Here is a 15,219-nt window from a genome sequence, read left to right on the forward strand (position 1 = left end):
TCGCGGGACGTGCCCGTGGTTGTGCACAGTGTGGTCATCGGTGGAGTGCTCCGGTCGGGATGCGCTGACTGATCGCGGGTGGGCGACTCCGCTTCGACGGGCGACCCGGTCATTCGGTTCCCCCCGTTCCCGAACTCGTTGCGGCGGCCGTCGGAGCCGTCTGCCGCGCCTTCGCCGGTACGTCGTCGGCGCTGCCGCCGCGGGTGGTCTGCCAGTGCCGCAGCAGCGGCAGCAACTTGGCCCGTCCCCGCGCGCAGCGGCTCTTCACGGTGCCCGGAGCGCAGCCGAGGATCGCGGCCGCCTCCTCGATCGAGTACCCCTCCATGTCGACCAGGACCAACGCGCTGCGCTGGTCCACGTTGATCTGCTTCAGTGCGTTCAGTACGTCCAGCCGGCGCTCGCGCACCTCGGCCGGGTCGTCCTCGGCCGGACCGGCCAGCTCGGCGGCGCGGTCCTCGTCCTCCGGCAGCGGATCCGCGGCCCGGACCTGCCGGCGGCGGATCCGGTCCAGGCAGGCGTTCACCACGATCCGGTGCAGCCAGGTGGTCACCTTCGCGTCACCGCGGAACGAGTCGGCCCGGCGGAACGCCGAGATGAACGCCTCCTGCAGCGCGTCGGCGGCCTCCTCGGGCTCGCCCAGCGTCCGGATCGCGACCGCCCACATCCGGTCGCGATGCCGTTTGACCAGATAGCCGAACGTGTCGGGATTGCCGGCCACGTGCAGCCGGAGCAGCTCGTGGTCGTCCATCGCCTCGTAGCCCTGCGGCGGCACAGGACCCGCGCCCGGGCTGGGGGGCGGACCGATCCGGGTGATGTCGGAGGTCATTTCTGGATCTTGACCTCCGAGATCTCGCCGCGGTAGCCGCTGCCTTCCTTCGGCAGCTTCGTCAGCCAGACCAGAACGTACCGCGACTCGACCGGCGCGGGCGGCTTCAGCGTCGCCGACTCGCCCGCGTCCTCGGCCTTGGCCACCGACTTCCAGCCACCGACGGTGGCCGGCGACTTGGCCGGGTCGGACTCCGGCACCATCAGCTCGAGGTCGGTGCCCTCACCGACCAGGTCGACCGTCACCTGCGAGACCGGGGTCACGTCGCCGAGGTCGTAGACGATCCCGACGCCGGGCTTGGTGCCGCCGAGGTCGGGCCGGTTCTTGTACGACATCGTCGTCCAGGTCGTGCCGGCCTTCTTGTCGTAGGTGTTCGGCACGTCCTCCGGGTGCTCCTCGCCGTTGCCCTTCGGCTCCGGGTCGAAGTCCTTGGCGCCGGTGATGGTGACGGCCTCGTTGGTCGGCGCGGCCGGGCCGGTGGTCTGCGGGACCTCCGGCGTCGCGTCGCCGCTCTGTTCCTTGTTGATCGCGCCCTTGACCAGGAACTGCGCCATCAGGATCACCGAGAGCAGAGCCAGGACCGCCAGCAGAATCAGGATGCGGCCGCCCCAACCGCCACCCCGGCGCGGCTCGTCGGCCGGCGGGCGTCGCCGGCCGTTGCCGTTCTGCGTCGGCTGGCGGCGGATCGGCTGAGTCTCCTGGGCCTGCGCGTACGTCGACTGGACCTGGCCGTTGCTGGAAACACGGGGAGGAGTCGGGTCGAGCGCGGGCGGGGGCGAGGCCGGCACGATCTGGGTGGCGTCGTCGATGCTGCCGTTCTGCCGGGCGACCGCGACCGTCTCGTCCATCTGGCTGGGCGGCTCGTGCGAGCTGCCGACGACGCCGGACAGGGCGGCCGAGAGTCCCGCCGCGCTGGTGATCGGTGCGGCGTGGTGCCGGGGCGGGTCGCCGAGCAGCCGGTCCGCGATGTCGTCGAGCGAGCGCGGCACACCGGCACGCACCTGACGCGGGCTCAGCAGCCGACCGTGCTCGACCGGAGCGGGCTGCAGCCCCCAGGCCGGGCCCGGACCGGGCCAGCGACCGGTCAGCGAGGCGTAGAGGATCTCACCGAGCGCACGGACGTCCTGCTCCGGCGTACCGGGACCGGTGGAGCGCAGTGCGGCCTCGGTGGCCAGACCGACGACCTTGATCGCTCCGGCGTCGGTGACCACCACGGTGGCGGGGCTGATCGATCCGTGCGAGTGACCGGTGCGGTGCAGGTTCTCCAGCGCTTCGGAGACCTCGCGGGCCAGCCAGCCGGCCTGCTGGCCGGTCAGCGGTCCGGCGCTCAGCATCCGCTCCAGTGGGCGACCGCCCGCCCACTCGCGCACGCAGTAGGTGACGCCTTCGAAGACGTCGCAGTCGAGCACCCGGAGAAAGCGGGGGTCGTTCGCGGCCGCGGCGCGCCGGGCCGCGTCGAAGAGCACGTTGGTCCGCGGGTCCCCGACCGGGAGGACGTCCACGACGACCGCTCGGCTGAGCACCTCGTCCACTGCCCGCCACACCCGCGCACCGTCGATCTCCGCGAGCAGCTCGGCGATCCGGTAGCGGCCGGCGAGCAGGGCACCAGGACTGACGGTCTGGTTCGACACGGTGTCTCTCGCCCTCCTCGATGCACTGGTCGGCCTGCGTCTCCCGCTCCGGTCGGGCGGCAGCCAGATCCGGTCCCTACAGGCGGTCGCGAGCGGATGGCGGTCCGATCGCAGCCCCCATGCTAGTGCCCACCCCCACCCAACTGGCGGTACGAGTGCACAAGCGGGCCGGGGGTCAGGAGCGGCGGGCCCTTCCGGGCAGCTTCGATGTGACCATGGACACCACGTCGGTCACTTCGTGGATCCGCAGCAGCCGGGCCACCCCGAGGTAGACGGGCAGCATGACGACGGCGCCGATGCCGAGCTGGAGCACGGCGGCCAGCGGGCCGCTCCAGTCCAGCTGGGCGTTCACGACCTCCAGTACGCCGCGGCCGAGCCCGGCGCCGACCACCGCGGCGATCACCATCGCCAGCATCGGCAGTCCGATCCCGGCGCCGTGCACCCGCGGCACCTTGCGGGACAGCACCCGCCGTGACAGCACCACCGCGACCAGGTAGGACAGCGCGTACGCCGCGCCGAGTACGACACCGCTGTAGCGCAGGTGCTTCTCGTCCAGCAGCACCCGTACACCGACCACCGCGGCGGTGATGTTGGTGGCGGCGATGGCGACCTGCAGGAAGAACGGCGTCCGGGTGTCCTCGAACGCGTAGAACGTGCGCAGCTGGAAGTACTGCACCGTGTACGGCACCAGGCCGAGCGCCAGCGTCATCAGCGTGTACGCCATCAGCGTCAGGTTGTTCTTGCCGGACCCGTAGCCGGCGATCACGGTCACGATCGGCTGCGCGAAGGCCACCATCGCCGCCGCGGCCGGGACGACGATCGCCAGTGTCTGCCGGATCGACCGCGCCGACAGCCGGGCCACCTCGGTCACGTCGCCGTCGGCGGCCAGCGAGGACATCTGCGGCATCGCGGCCGTCGCCAGCGACACCGTGACGATGCCGTGCGGGACCAGGATGATCAGCATCGCCGTGCTGTACGCGAACAGACCCGCCTTCGCGCCCGGGTCGTTGTTCGCGCTACCGGCGATCGCGAGCTGCGTGACGACCACCAGCGTCACCTGGTTCACCGCGACGAACAGGACCGTCCACATCCCCAGCCGCGCCGTGTGACCCAGACCGGTGCCTCGCAGCCCGAACTTCGGACGGTAGTGGTGGCCGCTGGCCCGCAAGTACGGCAGCAGCACGAGCAGCTGCACGGCAATGCCGACGGTGTGGCCCAGTCCGAGCAGCAGCTCTTCGCCGTGGCTGTACGTTGCCGGGTTGTCACCGGTGCGGTAGATCAGCAGGAAGGCCACGATCGACGCGCACGCGACGATGTTGTTCGCGATCGGCGCCCACATCATCGGGCCGAACCGGCGCCTCGCGTTCAGTACCTGGCCGACCAGCACGAACGCGCCGTAGAAGAAGATCTGGGGCAGGCAGAGCCGGACGAACATGATCATGTTCGCCTTCTCGGTCGCCCGCGACGGGTCGTGCAGCTCCTTGGGCAGGTACAGCTCGGCGATCGCCGGCGCCAGCAGCACGCAGCCGACGGTGACCACCGCCAGGACGACGAAGCCGAAGGTCAGCAGCCGGTTGGTGAAGTCCTGCCCGCCGTCGTCGTGGTTCTTGATCGCGCGGACCAGCTGCGGCACGAGCACGGTGTTGAAGACGCCACCGGCCAGCAGGATGTAGAGGCTGTTCGGGATCGTGTTCGCGGCGGTGAAGATGTCGCCGCGCAGCGCGGTGCCGATGGCGGCCGCGAGCAGGGCGATCCGGACGAATCCGAGCAGGCGGGACAGGACCGTTCCGGCTGCCATCACCGCCGCGGAACGCAGGGTGCGGTCAGCCATCCTTCGACCCGACTCCTTCTTTCAGACTCTCGGGGGTGACGCGCAGCGGCTCGACCGGCGCCAGCGGGTTGGGTTCGTCGGGGTGCGGACCGTCGGTCGCCGCGTCCGCCGGCAGGTCGGCGGCCAGCGCGGACGGGTCGATCGGAGCGGGGTGCAACGGGTCGTCGCCGGGCTCCGGCGCCGGGTTACGCCGCTCCGAGCGCACCCGCCGGTAGATCCGGACCGCCGACGTACCGAACAGCAGCGCGACCGCGGAGCCGACCAGGATCCAGCCGACGCTGCCGTACTGCGCGGCCTGGATCACCAGCTCGCGCGGATTGCCGACCGGCAGCTCGTCGACCGACATCACCTGGGCCTCGGCCCGGATCAGGCCGTTCTGCTCGGCGCTCGCGTTGATCTGGTACGTCGCCTTCTGCCCCGGCGGCACGATCTTGACCTGCAGCGGCTCGATCCGCAGGTCGGTCCGGTTCACCGACCGGACCACGACCCGGACCCGGACCGAGACGTTCAGCTCGTTCGCGATCGTCAGCGGGAACGTGCCCTTGCTGCCGGACAGGTTCACCTTGAGCTCGCGGTGCGCGCCGCTCGTGCCGCCGGAGTTCGTCACCAGGTGGACCTTGCCGAGCTGCCCGTTGACCGAGTTCAGCTCGGCGTTCGCGAACCACTGCGACTCGTCCGGGAAGCCGCGCCAACTGGTCGACGTACTGCGCAGCAGGGCGCGGCGCAGGTTCTCGTCGGCGCGCTCGCGATCGCTCAGCAGTGAGACGAACGTCGTGGTCGCGGTGGCCAGCGACTTGATCTGCTGCAACTGGTTGCCGGTCAGGCCGGGCGTCGACCGGGGCACGGTCGGGCCCTTGGTCCGCACCGGCTTGGGCTGTGGGTGCTTCGGGTCGTTGCGGTAGAACACATCCAGCCCGACCGGCGTGATCCACGGCAGCGACAGGCTGCCGGCCAGCGCGGTCGTCGACCGGCCGGTCTCGTCCCAGCCGCGCGGCGGCAGGGCGACCACGGTGATCGGGGTCTTGCCGGTCGAGGCGAGCAACGCGGTCTCGGCCGCGAACCGCTGCTGCACCTGGATCGGATCGTTCGCGGTCGCCGGGTCCGGGCCGCCGGCGGTCAGCGCCGAGTCGGCGATCACCGTGCGGACGCTCTTCACCGGGCCTTCGGGCGTCACGATGTCGTACATCGGCGACGGGGACAGCGCCGGGCGGGTCTCGGGCGTCCACGAGGAACTGGGGACCAGGTTCACGTCGTCGGGCTTCGTCCCGGCGTACCCGGTGGAGCCGGCGGCGAGGGTGCGGCTGCTGGCGACGCCGCTCTCCAGCCAGAGGCCGGACTGGAAGTACTGCGAGCCGCCGAGGTTGTACTGCTCGGTCGCCGTCCGGGCCTGGCCGACCAGGTCGCGCAGCGGGCTTCCGCCGTCGATCAGGCTGCCGACGTCCGGGTCGCCGTACGGGAGCAGGACGACGGGGTTGCGGGCGCGGGTGGCGGTGAAGGCGCTGTACCAGGCGGCGGCGAGCTTCTGCCCCTTGCCGGCGCGGGTCTGGCCGCCGTCGATCACCCGGTAGCCGGCCGCCATCCGCTTGACCTCGTCGATCATCGCCGGGTCGACCAGCCAGGTGACCTTGCGCTTCTTGCCGATCTCCAGCAGCCGGCCGAGCTCACCGGTCGGCGCGAGCGCGTCGGCCAGGGACTCGTTCGTGAACCGGTCGCCGGTGAGCAGAGTCGGGCGGTGCCGCAGCGGGACCACCAGCGCGGTGGTCACCTTGCGGGCGGTGGGCTTGCCGGAGACGACGGGCATCAGGGTCCGGGTCAGTCCGGCCGAGATCCGGCCGGTCGTGCCGGTGTCCTCGTTGCGGTAGTCGCCGCGGAAGCGGACGCCGACCGTGTAGACGCCGGGGCGGCCGGTGACGCCCCAGTCCTTCCAGGGCACCACCAGCCGGAACGGCACCGAGGCCTTCGGGACCAGCGGGGCGGCGTACTCCTGGAAGCTGGTGGAGTCGGAGTTGTTCAGCCCGACGCAGTCGTTGCGCCCGTTGACCGGCTCGTCGGCCTCGGTCGGGATCGAGGCCAGCTGGGCGCGGGTGGTCAGCCTGGTGTCGTCGATGCAGACCGCGGCCTGGGTGTTGGTCAGCGTCGCCGAGCTGGTGTTCGTGACCCGGCCGGTGATCACCACCTGGTCGCCGGGTTTCGGGGCCGACGGCGCGAACGAGTCGATGGCCACCTCGACCACCGGGTCCTCCGCCGAGGGGCTCGCGACCGCGTCCGGGCCCGGCTGGGCCGCCACCGACGCAGCGATCACCAGGCTCGCGCCCACGCTCGCGCAGAGCCTCAGTCGCCGTCTGAACACGCCGTCACCGTAACCTAGTTCCCCGTGTCTCCTACTCCCGACCAGTCGCGCTCCTCCGGATCACTGTCCGCCGTCCAGCGGCAAGGGGTCCAGGCGTTGCTGAAGATCGCCCCGGTGGTCGACGAGCTGGGTGCCCGCTTCGACGCGGCCGGCCATGAGATCGCGCTGGTCGGAGGTCCTGTACGCGACATTCTCCTCGATCGTGGGAGCAAGGATCTCGACTTCGCCACCTCGGCCCGGCCCGACGTCGTCCAGCGGCTGCTGGCCGGCTGGGCCGATCACGTCTGGGACATCGGCAAGGCCTTCGGCACCATCGGCTGCCGCAAGGACGACTGGGTCCTGGAGATCACCACCTATCGCTCGGAGTCCTACGATCCCACCTCGCGCAAACCGGAGGTCGCCTACGGCGACACCCTCGAGCAGGATCTGGCGCGCCGCGACTTCGCGATGAACGCGATGGCCGTGCTGCTGCCGTCGCACAAGTTCGTCGACCCCTACGGCGGGCTCGAGGACGTCGCCGGCAAGGTGATCCGGACCCCGGGCACCCCGGAGGACTCGTTCTCCGACGACCCGCTGCGGATGATGCGGGCGGCCCGGTTCGCGGCGCAACTGGCGTTCACGCCGGACCCGGCGGTGGTGACGGCGATGACCGCGATGGCCGAGCGGATCACGATCGTGTCGGCGGAGCGGGTCCGCGACGAGCTGGAGAAGCTGGTCTGCGCGCCGTACCCGCGAATCGGGCTCGACCTGCTGGTGTCGACCGGGCTGGCCGACCACGTGCTGCCCGAACTGCCGGCGCTGCGGCTGGAGCTGGATGAGCACCACCGGCACAAGGACGTCTACCAGCACTCGCTGACCGTGCTCGACCAGGCGATCGACCTGGAGCCGCGGCTGAAGAAGGACGGCATCGAGGCGCCGGACTTCGTGGTCCGATTCGCCGCGCTGATCCACGACATCGGCAAGCCGAAGACCCGCAAGTTCGAGGGCGACGGCAAGGTCACCTTCCATCACCACGACGTGGTCGGGGCGAAGCTGGCCAAGAAGCGGATGCACGCGCTGCGGTTCAGCAACGAGCAGATCGAGGACGTCCGCAAGCTGGTCGAGCTGCACCTGCGGTTCCACGGCTACGGGACCGGCGAATGGACCGACTCCGCCGTCCGCCGGTACGTCCGCGACGCCGGCAAGCTGCTCAGCCGCCTGCACGTGCTGACCCGGGCCGACTCGACCACGCGCAACAAGCGCAAGGCCGAGGCGCTGCGCTCGGCGTACGACGATCTGGAGGAGCGGATCGACCGGTTGCGGGAGCAGGAGGAGCTGGACTCGATCCGCCCCGACCTGGACGGCAACCAGATCATGGAGATCCTCGGCATCGGTCCCGGCCGCGAGGTCGGCGAGGCGTACAAGTTCCTGATGGAGCTGCGGATGGACCAGGGCGAGATCGGCGCCGACGCGGCCCGGGAGGCGTTGCTCGCGTGGTGGGCCGAACGGAATCCACCTGGTTCCGCCTGAGTTGTACACAGCTCTGTCCACAGGGGGTTAACTTCTGTGGATGGAGTGGTTGCTGGCCGCGCTGGGTGGTGGTGGAGTCGCGCTGCTGGGCCGCTACGTGTGGGACCGGCGCACCGCGCGGCGTACCGACGCCGAGGAGCTCGACCAGATCCGCCGGCTGGCCAACGAGGACATCACGTTGCTCGGCGAGGAGCTGCGCCGGCTCGACGCCCGGGTGACCGGCCGGGAGCTGGACGCCGACGCGCAGGTCGACTTCCAGGTGGCGCTCGACGCCTACGAAGCGGCGCAGCGCGCGGTCAAGGGAATCCGGTCCGCGGAGGGGATCAGCGCGGTGACCGACGCGCTGGCGACCGGGCGGTACGCGATCGTCTGCGTCCAGGCCCGGGTGGCGGGGGAGCCGATTCCCGAACGGCGGGTGCCGTGCTTCTTCAACCCGCAGCACGGACCGTCGACCACCGACGTGGTGTGGACCCAGCCGAAGTACGGGACCCGGACCGTGCCGGCGTGTGCACAGGACGCCGCGCGCGTGCGAGCCGGCGACGATCCGGAGGTGCGGTACGTCCGGTACCGCCTCAGGCGGGTGCCGTACTGGCAGGCCGGCGACGCGGTCACGCCGTACGGGCAGGGGTACTTCGCGCTCGGTCCGTGGACGAGCTACGTTCCGCTCACCGGCTTCGAGAAGAACCGCGACGGCGGAACCGACACCTGATCGACCGTTCCACGTGGAACAAACAGCAGTCCAGACGAATCGCTGGTCTACTCTCTGGCCGTGGACTTCTGGAGCATCATCGGCTGGGGCGGATCGGCCCTGGTGGTCGTGTCGTTGCTGCAGACCCGGATCCTGCGCCTGCGCCTGCTGAACCTGGTCGGCTGCGTGGTCCTGGTCGCGTTCAACCTGGCGATCGGCGTCTGGCCGATGGTCGGCATGAACGCGGTGCTCGCGGTGATCAACGTCGTCCAGCTCTACCGCCTGCTCCGGCACCGCCACGACATCGCCGAGTACGCCGTCCTGCAGGTCGGCTCCGACGACACCTACCTGCGGCACGTGCTGGACGCCCACGCCAAGGACATCGCCCGCTTCAACCCCGGCTTCACCACCGCCACCGGCCCGTACGCCTTCCTGGTCCAGCGCGGCGAACGCACCGTCGGCGTCGTCCTCGCCCACGACGCGGGCCAGGGCCGCGCCCAGATCGACCTCGACTACGTCCTGCCCGAGTACCGCGACTTCACCCCTGGCGAGTTCGTCTACCGCCGCAGCGACGTCTTCACCGACCACGGCTTCCGCCAGGTCCTGGCTCCCCGCCGAATGCGCGAGTCCGCCTCCTACCTGAACAAACTCGGCTTCCACCGCGTGGGCGCGGACCTGGTGCTCGACCTGGTGTGAATGTGCAGGTTGTAGAACTGCATTTATAATAAGTACACTTCTATATCATGCAGAAGCCTTCCTGGATCTTCGCGCGCGACGCCGAGTGGCAGCATCTGGCGCGGTTCGCCGCAGGAGCGCCTGAGCGTCCGCGGCTGGGCGTGGTCAGTGGCCGTCGCCGGCAAGGCAAGACGTTCCTGCTCCAGGCCCTGGCCGAGCAGGCCGGTGGGCTCTACTTCGGAGCGACGCAGGCGACCGAGACGGAGTCGCTGTCGCTGTTCGCCGCTGCGCTCGCCGCACACACTGGAGCCACCTCCCCGCCGAGGTTCGACGGCTGGGACGACGCCGTCCGGTTCCTGTTCGCGCTACCGCCGTCGACCGGTCCGCTGGTGATCGACGAGTTCCCGTACCTGAGCAAGATGTCGCCGTCGCTGCCGTCGATCCTGCAACGGGAGTTCGACCGGGCCGTGCCGGCGGGCCGCGCGACGCAACTGCTGCTCTGCGGGTCGGCGATGTCCGTGATGGGCGGACTGCTGTCCGGTACGGCGCCGCTGCGCGGCCGGGCGAACCTCGAGTTGATCGTCAAGCCGTTCGACCACCTGCTCGCCGCCGAGTTCTGGCAGGTGGGGGATCCGCGGCTCGCGGTCCTGCTGCACTCGGTCGTCGGCGGCACTCCGGCGTACCGGCGGTTCGTCGACGAGGACAGTCCGCAGTCGGTGGACACCTTCGACGACTGGCTGCTGCGGACCGTGCTCAGTCCGGCCAGTCCGCTCTTCCGCGAGGCGCGCTACCTGCTGGAGGAGGAGACCGACGTCCGGGACACCGCCCTCTACCACTCCGTGCTCGCAGCAGTGGCCAACGGCAACGGCACTCGGGGTGGGATCGCCAACTACATCGGCCGGAAGGCAACCGACATCGGTCATCACCTGCTGGTGCTGGAAGACAGCGGGCTGCTCCGACGGCAGCAGGATCTCTTCCGGTCCGGCCGGTCGGTGTACCAGGTGGCCGAGCCGCTGGTCGTCTTCTACCAGGTGGTGATGCGCCCGCAGTGGGGTCTGCTGGAGAGCGGACGCGCGGAGAACGTCTGGTCGGCGGCCCGGCAGCGGTTCGCCTCCCAGGTCGTCGGGCCACACTTCGAGCAGCTCTGTCGCGAGTACGCGATCACCGCACCACCCGACCTGTACGGCGACCTGCCGGGCGAGATCGGCGCGGGCGTGGTCGCCGATCGCTCCCGGCGGTCCCAGATCGAGATCGACGTCGTCGTGCTCGCGCCGGCCCAGCCGGGAGAGCGACGGCGAATCCTGTCGCTCGGTGAGGCCAAGTGGGGCGAGGTGATGGGCCGCCGTCACATCGCTCGCCTGGAACGCGCCCGGGAGTTGCTCTCTAAGGACTACGACACCAGCGGCACGGTCCTCGCTTGCTACAGCGGCGCCGGCTTCGAACCCGACCTGGATCCCGCAGTGCTCACCATCGGCCTCGACGAGCTCTACCGCCCGCTCAACTGAGGTGTTTGGCGAAGCAGAGCGAGGCGGGTTCGTGTTCGAAGGGTGGGTAGGCGGGGATCGGGTGGTAGCCGTGGCGGGTGTAGAGGGCAATGGCGGCGTGCTGTTCGGGGCCGGTTTCGAGGCGCAGGGTGGTCAGGCCTTGCGCGCGGGCCTGGGTTTCCAGGTGGGTGAGCAGCAGGCGGGACAGGCCCCAGCCGCGGGAGGACGGTTCGATGTACAGGCGTTTGATCTCGCCGGTGTCGGCGGTGACCGGCTGGAGGCCGATGCAGCCGACGGGGGTGTTGTCGACGAGCAGCAGGGTGAAGGACGTGTCGGAGTGCGGGGTGACCAGGGGCTGGTCGTCGCCGTAGAGCGCGGCCAGCTCTGACTGCTGGGCTGTCGTGAGGGCGAGCAGGGCCGGATCGGTGGACTCGACCGGGTGGAGAACTGCGCCGTCGATCATGCGGCGGACGCTAGCAAGTAGGCGTGACGGGGTTGTTTCCGGAAACTCTCGGGCATCGACGGGTGGGTGTGAGGTCGAGGTGCTCCGGTCCGCCTTGACCTCAAGCGAGCTTGAGCGCCCAGGATCCTCGGCATGGTGATGACGTTGCGGGTCGAGGTGTTCGCGTGGGACCTGGAGGCGGCCGGTGAGTTCTACCGCCGGGTGCTCGGCTTCGAGGAGCTGAACCGCCGGCCGGGCTACCTGTGGATGGGCCGGGGGACGGCACGGATCGGGATCGGCGAGCGGCCGGAGGTGGTCGACCCGGCGTCCCGGCGAGTGCCGGCCGGAACCGAGCTCGTGCTCGAGGTGGACGACCTGGATGCGGAATACGCGCGGGTCGTCGCCAGTGGGTGGCCGGTCGAGAGCGAGCCGCGGACGCAGGAGTGGGGACTGCGTGACTTTCGCCTGTTCGATGCCGATGGTTACTACCTGAGGCTCACCAGCCGTGGCAGAACGGCGGCCGGCATGCTCTGATTGGCCGGGTGCTTTCGCTCGAGGAGATCGCTGCCCACGTCCGTTCCGGTCAGCTCGAACCGGCCGAGCTGGTTGAGGAGGCGCTCTCGCGGGCGCGCGCCGCGGCCGCGCTGAACGCCGTCGTTCACCTGGACGAGAACGGCGCCCGCGCCGCCGCGGCCTGGCACGACCGGAAAGGACCGTTGGCCGGCGTCCCGGTGCTGGTGAAGGAGATCATCGAGGTCGAGGGGCTTCCGTACCGCTGCGGCTCGGCGGCGATGGACGAGCTCGGCCGGCACGACGCCGACGTCGTTCGCCGGCTGCACGCCGCGGGAGCGATCGTGATCGGCCTCAGTCACTCGCACGAATTCGCTTACGGCTGCACCGGTACGTCGAACCGCGCCGGCCCGTGCCGCAACCCGCACGACCCCGAGCGGATGACCGGCGGTTCCAGTTCGGGCGCGGGAGCGGCTGTCGCGGCCGGCGTCGTCCCGCTCGCGATCGGGACCGACACGGCCGGCTCGGTGCGAATCCCGGCAGCGCTGTGCGGAGTGGTCGGCTTCAAGCCGGCGTACGGGACGTTGCCGACCGACGGGGTGTTCCCGCTCGCGCAGAGCCTCGACCATGTCGGCGTTCTGACCGAGACCGTCGCCGATGCCGCCTACGCCCTGGCCGCGCTGACGAACTCGATGCCCACGGCACCGTTGGCGGCGCCGCCGCGGCTCGGCATCGTGGCCGGCCGGAGCGAGTACGACGCCGAGGTCGCCGAGGCCTGGTCGGCCGGGCTCGGGCGGTTGCAGACGGCCGGAGCGACGACCGAGCCGGTCAGCCTTCCCGACGACATCACCCGGACCGCGATCGACCTGCAGGGCCCGGAGGCGGTCGCGAACCATGCCGGGCGCAGCACCGACACGTACCAGCCCGACGTTCAGCTCCGCCTGAAGGAGGCGGCCGAAGTCCCTGCCTGGCGGTACGTCCAGGCCCGCCGGGACACCGAAACGATCCGCGCCCAGGTGAAGGCTGTGCTGGATCGCCACGACGCCGTCGTGCTGCCGACCGTCCCGCTCGTCGCGCCGCCCATCTCGGCCGTGGCGGACCTGAGCGGATCGACCGCCGTCCGGGCCCAGCTGATGCGCAACACACGCCTGGCCAACCTCACCGGATTTCCCGCGATCACCCTGCCGTTGCCGGTCCGCGGCCTGCCGGTCGGTCTGCAAGTGATTGCCAAGGACAACGAAACCGCGGCCGCCACAGCCGGCTGGATCGCCGGTCGGCTGGCGGCCGCGAAGGGCTGAGGCCGGCCCCCAGGGCAGTGGGGGCCGACCGGTCCGTCAGCTGTAGACCCGGACGTCGGCCAAGGTCCACCAGTGGTCGCTCGCACTCGTCGAGGTGATCCGCAGGTAGCGGGCCCGCGTCGGTGTGACGTCGACGTTCGTGAGCTGACCGTCGGACGTGCCGGTCTTCAGCGGCCGCCACGTCGTACCGTCGTTGCTGTAGGACAGTTGCCAAGTGCCCGGGTAGTCCCCGAGGTTGCCACCGCTGTCGAGCGCGACCCGGCGGACGGTGCGCGCGGTGCCGAGATCGACCTGCACGTACTGCCCGGAGGTCAGCGCCTGCTTGCTCTGCCACAGCGTCGAACCGTCCGCGTCGATCGCCAGCGGAGCCAGCTCCGCCCCGACCGAGGCCATCGCCCCGGCAAGCGGCACCGGCTTGTACGACGACGGAAGCTCCCGCGCCCAGACGAACGTCCCGATCGCGCCACCGGGCAGCGTGTACTCGAAGGACTGATCGCCGACCGCGACCGCGAAGCTGCGCGGCTCGTCGTTCTCGTTGTGCACGAGCAGCGCCGTCGACCCGTCCCGGTTGCGGAACGCGGACGACATCAGCTGCCCGTTCCATCCGGTCGTCCCGTACGACGTGGAGGCGATCCGCTGCGCGCCGGGCTTCACGAACTTCGACAGGTGGCCGATCGTGTAGTACTCCGCGTCGGTGCTGACCGAGCCGTCCGGGTGCCGGGTGACCAGACCGGTGCAGGTGTCGCAGCCGCCGTTGTGCGGACCACCGTCGGCGTTCAGCGCGATGTTCCAGTTGACCACCGACTTCGCCCAGTTCCGGGTGGTGCCGAGCATCAGCGTGCGGGCGTGCCAGGTGAGCGTGCCGCGGAAGATCTGCGGCGGGGTGTCGTTCGGTCCGTGCGAGCCGGAGCACTCGGTGAACCAGATCCCCTTGTCCGGGAACGCCTGCCGCAGCGCCGACTGGGCCGCGGGCGTACCGGAGTAGCAGTGGTACGCCGTACCGGCGATCCAGCGCGCCGCCGGCGAGCTGAGCAGCTGGTAGGGGTAGTCGGTCTCGGGATCCTCACCGGGCGGGGTGTTGGCGACGTCGCCCGGGTGGGTGGTCCAGTTGTGGTCGTAGCCGAGGATCTTCGTCCGCGGGCTGGCCACGCGCAGCATCGGGCCGAGCTGCTCGATCACCGCGGCCGCCTGGCGGACCGGCAGGTCGGTGCCGGGGTAGCCGCTCGGCGTCCGGTTCTGCGGCTCGTTCTGGATCGAGAGGAAGTCGACCGGTACGCCGGCCGCGGTGTACGCCTTGACGAACTTCACCAGGTAGCGCGCGTAGGCGTTGTAGATCGCCGGGTCGTCCTTCAGCCGGCCGCCGACGAGCGAGTCGCCGGTCTTCATCCAGGCCGGCGGACTCCACGGCGTCGCCATCACCTTGAGTTCCGGGTTGAGCTGCTTGGCCCGGCGCAGCAACGGCAGGATCTGCTTGTGCTCGTGCGCGATGCTGAAGTGCCGCAGGCCAAAGTCGGTCTGGCCGGCGGGCATGTCGTCGTACGTGTAGTGCTCGGTCTGGGCGGTGAAGTCGGACGAGCCGACGACCTGGCGCAGGAAGCTGACGCCGATGCCCTGCTTCGGGTCGAACAACTTGCGCATCGTCTTCTCGCGGTCCGCGGTCGACAGTTGGTAGAGCACGGCGGCCGAGGAGTCGGTGATCGAGGCGCCGAAGCCGTCGATGGTCTGGTACGTCGTACCGGGGTCGACGGTGATCGTCGTCTGCCGGCTCGAGCCCTGGGCGAACGCGACCGGCGCCCGCTCGTGCAGCAGTTCGGCGCGGTCGGGGGTGGTCACCCAGACGCGGGCCTGGGTGGTCGATCCACCGCCACGACCGTCGCCGGTCGCCTCGGCCGACGGGACCAGGCCGGTCGCCAGCAGGGCGGTGGCCGTGACGGCGGCGCCCAGCGTGTGCCTTCTCATGGACGGGCTCCTTACA

Annotated in this window: 12 protein-coding genes; 6 read left to right on the forward strand and 6 right to left on the reverse strand. The window is 70.5% G+C overall.

Translation table 11 applies throughout. The features are described from left to right. Positions 1–109: 109 nt before the first annotated feature. The 4 genes from sigM to BWI15_RS32640 all read right to left on the reverse strand — a co-directional run bounded on the left by sigM (position 110) and on the right by BWI15_RS32640 (position 6,638). Positions 110–826, reverse strand: a complete 717-nt coding sequence (gene sigM, locus BWI15_RS32625; RefSeq protein WP_202817783.1) for an RNA polymerase sigma factor SigM — start codon at positions 824–826, stop codon at positions 110–112. Next, complete coding sequence (locus BWI15_RS32630; protein WP_077018354.1) at positions 823–2,457, reverse strand: protein kinase family protein; 1,635 nt, start codon at positions 2,455–2,457, stop codon at positions 823–825. The genes sigM and BWI15_RS32630 overlap by 4 nt, the downstream gene beginning before the upstream one ends. A 175-nt stretch (positions 2,458–2,632) precedes the next feature. After that, positions 2,633–4,288: a murein biosynthesis integral membrane protein MurJ gene (gene murJ, locus BWI15_RS32635; protein WP_077018355.1), complete on the reverse strand. Its 1,656-nt coding sequence runs from the start codon at positions 4,286–4,288 to the stop codon at positions 2,633–2,635. After that, positions 4,281–6,638, reverse strand: coding sequence for a DUF6049 family protein (locus tag BWI15_RS32640; RefSeq protein WP_237771556.1), 2,358 nt, complete (start codon positions 6,636–6,638; stop codon positions 4,281–4,283). Before BWI15_RS32640 ends, murJ begins: the two co-directional genes overlap by 8 nt. A 24-nt stretch (positions 6,639–6,662) precedes the next feature. On the opposite strand from BWI15_RS32640, the gene BWI15_RS32645 reads away from it, so the two are divergent. Genes BWI15_RS32645 through BWI15_RS32660 form a run of 4 tightly spaced genes read left to right on the forward strand, consistent with a single transcriptional unit; the run spans position 6,663 to position 11,015 of the window. Next, positions 6,663–8,147, forward strand: a complete 1,485-nt coding sequence (locus BWI15_RS32645) for a CCA tRNA nucleotidyltransferase (protein WP_077018357.1) — start codon at positions 6,663–6,665, stop codon at positions 8,145–8,147. Positions 8,148–8,187: 40 nt separating this feature from the next. Further along, the gene (locus BWI15_RS32650; protein WP_237771557.1) at positions 8,188–8,856 is read left to right on the forward strand and encodes a hypothetical protein; all 669 of its coding nucleotides are present in this window, start codon (positions 8,188–8,190) and stop codon (positions 8,854–8,856) included. Positions 8,857–8,916: 60 nt separating this feature from the next. Next, positions 8,917–9,531 (forward strand): YgjV family protein, encoded by a 615-nt coding sequence (locus BWI15_RS32655; RefSeq protein ID WP_077018358.1) that lies wholly within the window; start codon positions 8,917–8,919, stop codon positions 9,529–9,531. 47 nt (positions 9,532–9,578) lie between these two features. Then, complete coding sequence (locus tag BWI15_RS32660; RefSeq protein WP_077018359.1) at positions 9,579–11,015, forward strand: ATP-binding protein; 1,437 nt, start codon at positions 9,579–9,581, stop codon at positions 11,013–11,015. Here BWI15_RS32660 and BWI15_RS32665 read toward each other — a convergent pair. Next, entirely contained in the window at positions 11,008–11,457 is a 450-nt protein-coding gene (locus BWI15_RS32665; protein ID WP_077018360.1) for a GNAT family N-acetyltransferase, read from the reverse strand. The two genes, BWI15_RS32660 and BWI15_RS32665, sit on opposite strands and share 8 nt — an antisense overlap. Positions 11,458–11,589: 132 nt before the next feature. On the opposite strand from BWI15_RS32665, the gene BWI15_RS32670 reads away from it, so the two are divergent. Both BWI15_RS32670 and BWI15_RS32675 read left to right on the forward strand, forming a co-directional pair. Continuing rightward, on the forward strand, positions 11,590–11,970 hold the full coding sequence (locus BWI15_RS32670) for a VOC family protein (RefSeq protein WP_083751143.1): 381 nt from the start codon (positions 11,590–11,592) through the stop codon (positions 11,968–11,970). Positions 11,971–11,978: 8 nt separating this feature from the next. Further along, a complete protein-coding gene (locus tag BWI15_RS32675; RefSeq protein ID WP_083751144.1) occupies positions 11,979–13,244 on the forward strand; it encodes an amidase in 1,266 nt (421 codons plus the stop codon). A 36-nt stretch (positions 13,245–13,280) separates the two neighbouring features. Here the strand turns inward: BWI15_RS32675 and BWI15_RS32680 are convergent, their stop codons facing one another. Beyond that, on the reverse strand, positions 13,281–15,203 hold the full coding sequence (locus BWI15_RS32680) for a discoidin domain-containing protein (RefSeq protein ID WP_077018362.1): 1,923 nt from the start codon (positions 15,201–15,203) through the stop codon (positions 13,281–13,283). Positions 15,204–15,219 lie beyond the last annotated feature (16 nt).

The organism is Kribbella sp. ALI-6-A (genome assembly GCF_001984195.1).
In the GTDB taxonomy this organism is placed as follows: Bacteria; Actinomycetota; Actinomycetes; order Propionibacteriales; family Kribbellaceae; genus Kribbella.

What these genes read in the sequence shown, in the direction of transcription:
- murJ (WP_077018355.1), bottom strand. Translation starts at nt 4,288, where the DNA reads ATGGCTGACCGCACCCTGCGTTCCGCGGCGGTGATGGCAGCCGGAACG.
- BWI15_RS32670 (WP_083751143.1), top strand. Translation starts at nt 11,590, where the DNA reads ATGGTGATGACGTTGCGGGTCGAGGTGTTCGCGTGGGACCTGGAGGCG.
- BWI15_RS32660 (WP_077018359.1), top strand. Translation starts at nt 9,579, where the DNA reads ATGCAGAAGCCTTCCTGGATCTTCGCGCGCGACGCCGAGTGGCAGCAT.
- sigM (WP_202817783.1), bottom strand. Translation starts at nt 826, where the DNA reads ATGACCTCCGACATCACCCGGATCGGTCCGCCCCCCAGCCCGGGCGCG.
- BWI15_RS32650 (WP_237771557.1), top strand. Translation starts at nt 8,188, where the DNA reads ATGGAGTGGTTGCTGGCCGCGCTGGGTGGTGGTGGAGTCGCGCTGCTG.
- BWI15_RS32665 (WP_077018360.1), bottom strand. Translation starts at nt 11,457, where the DNA reads ATGATCGACGGCGCAGTTCTCCACCCGGTCGAGTCCACCGATCCGGCC.
- BWI15_RS32680 (WP_077018362.1), bottom strand. Translation starts at nt 15,203, where the DNA reads ATGAGAAGGCACACGCTGGGCGCCGCCGTCACGGCCACCGCCCTGCTG.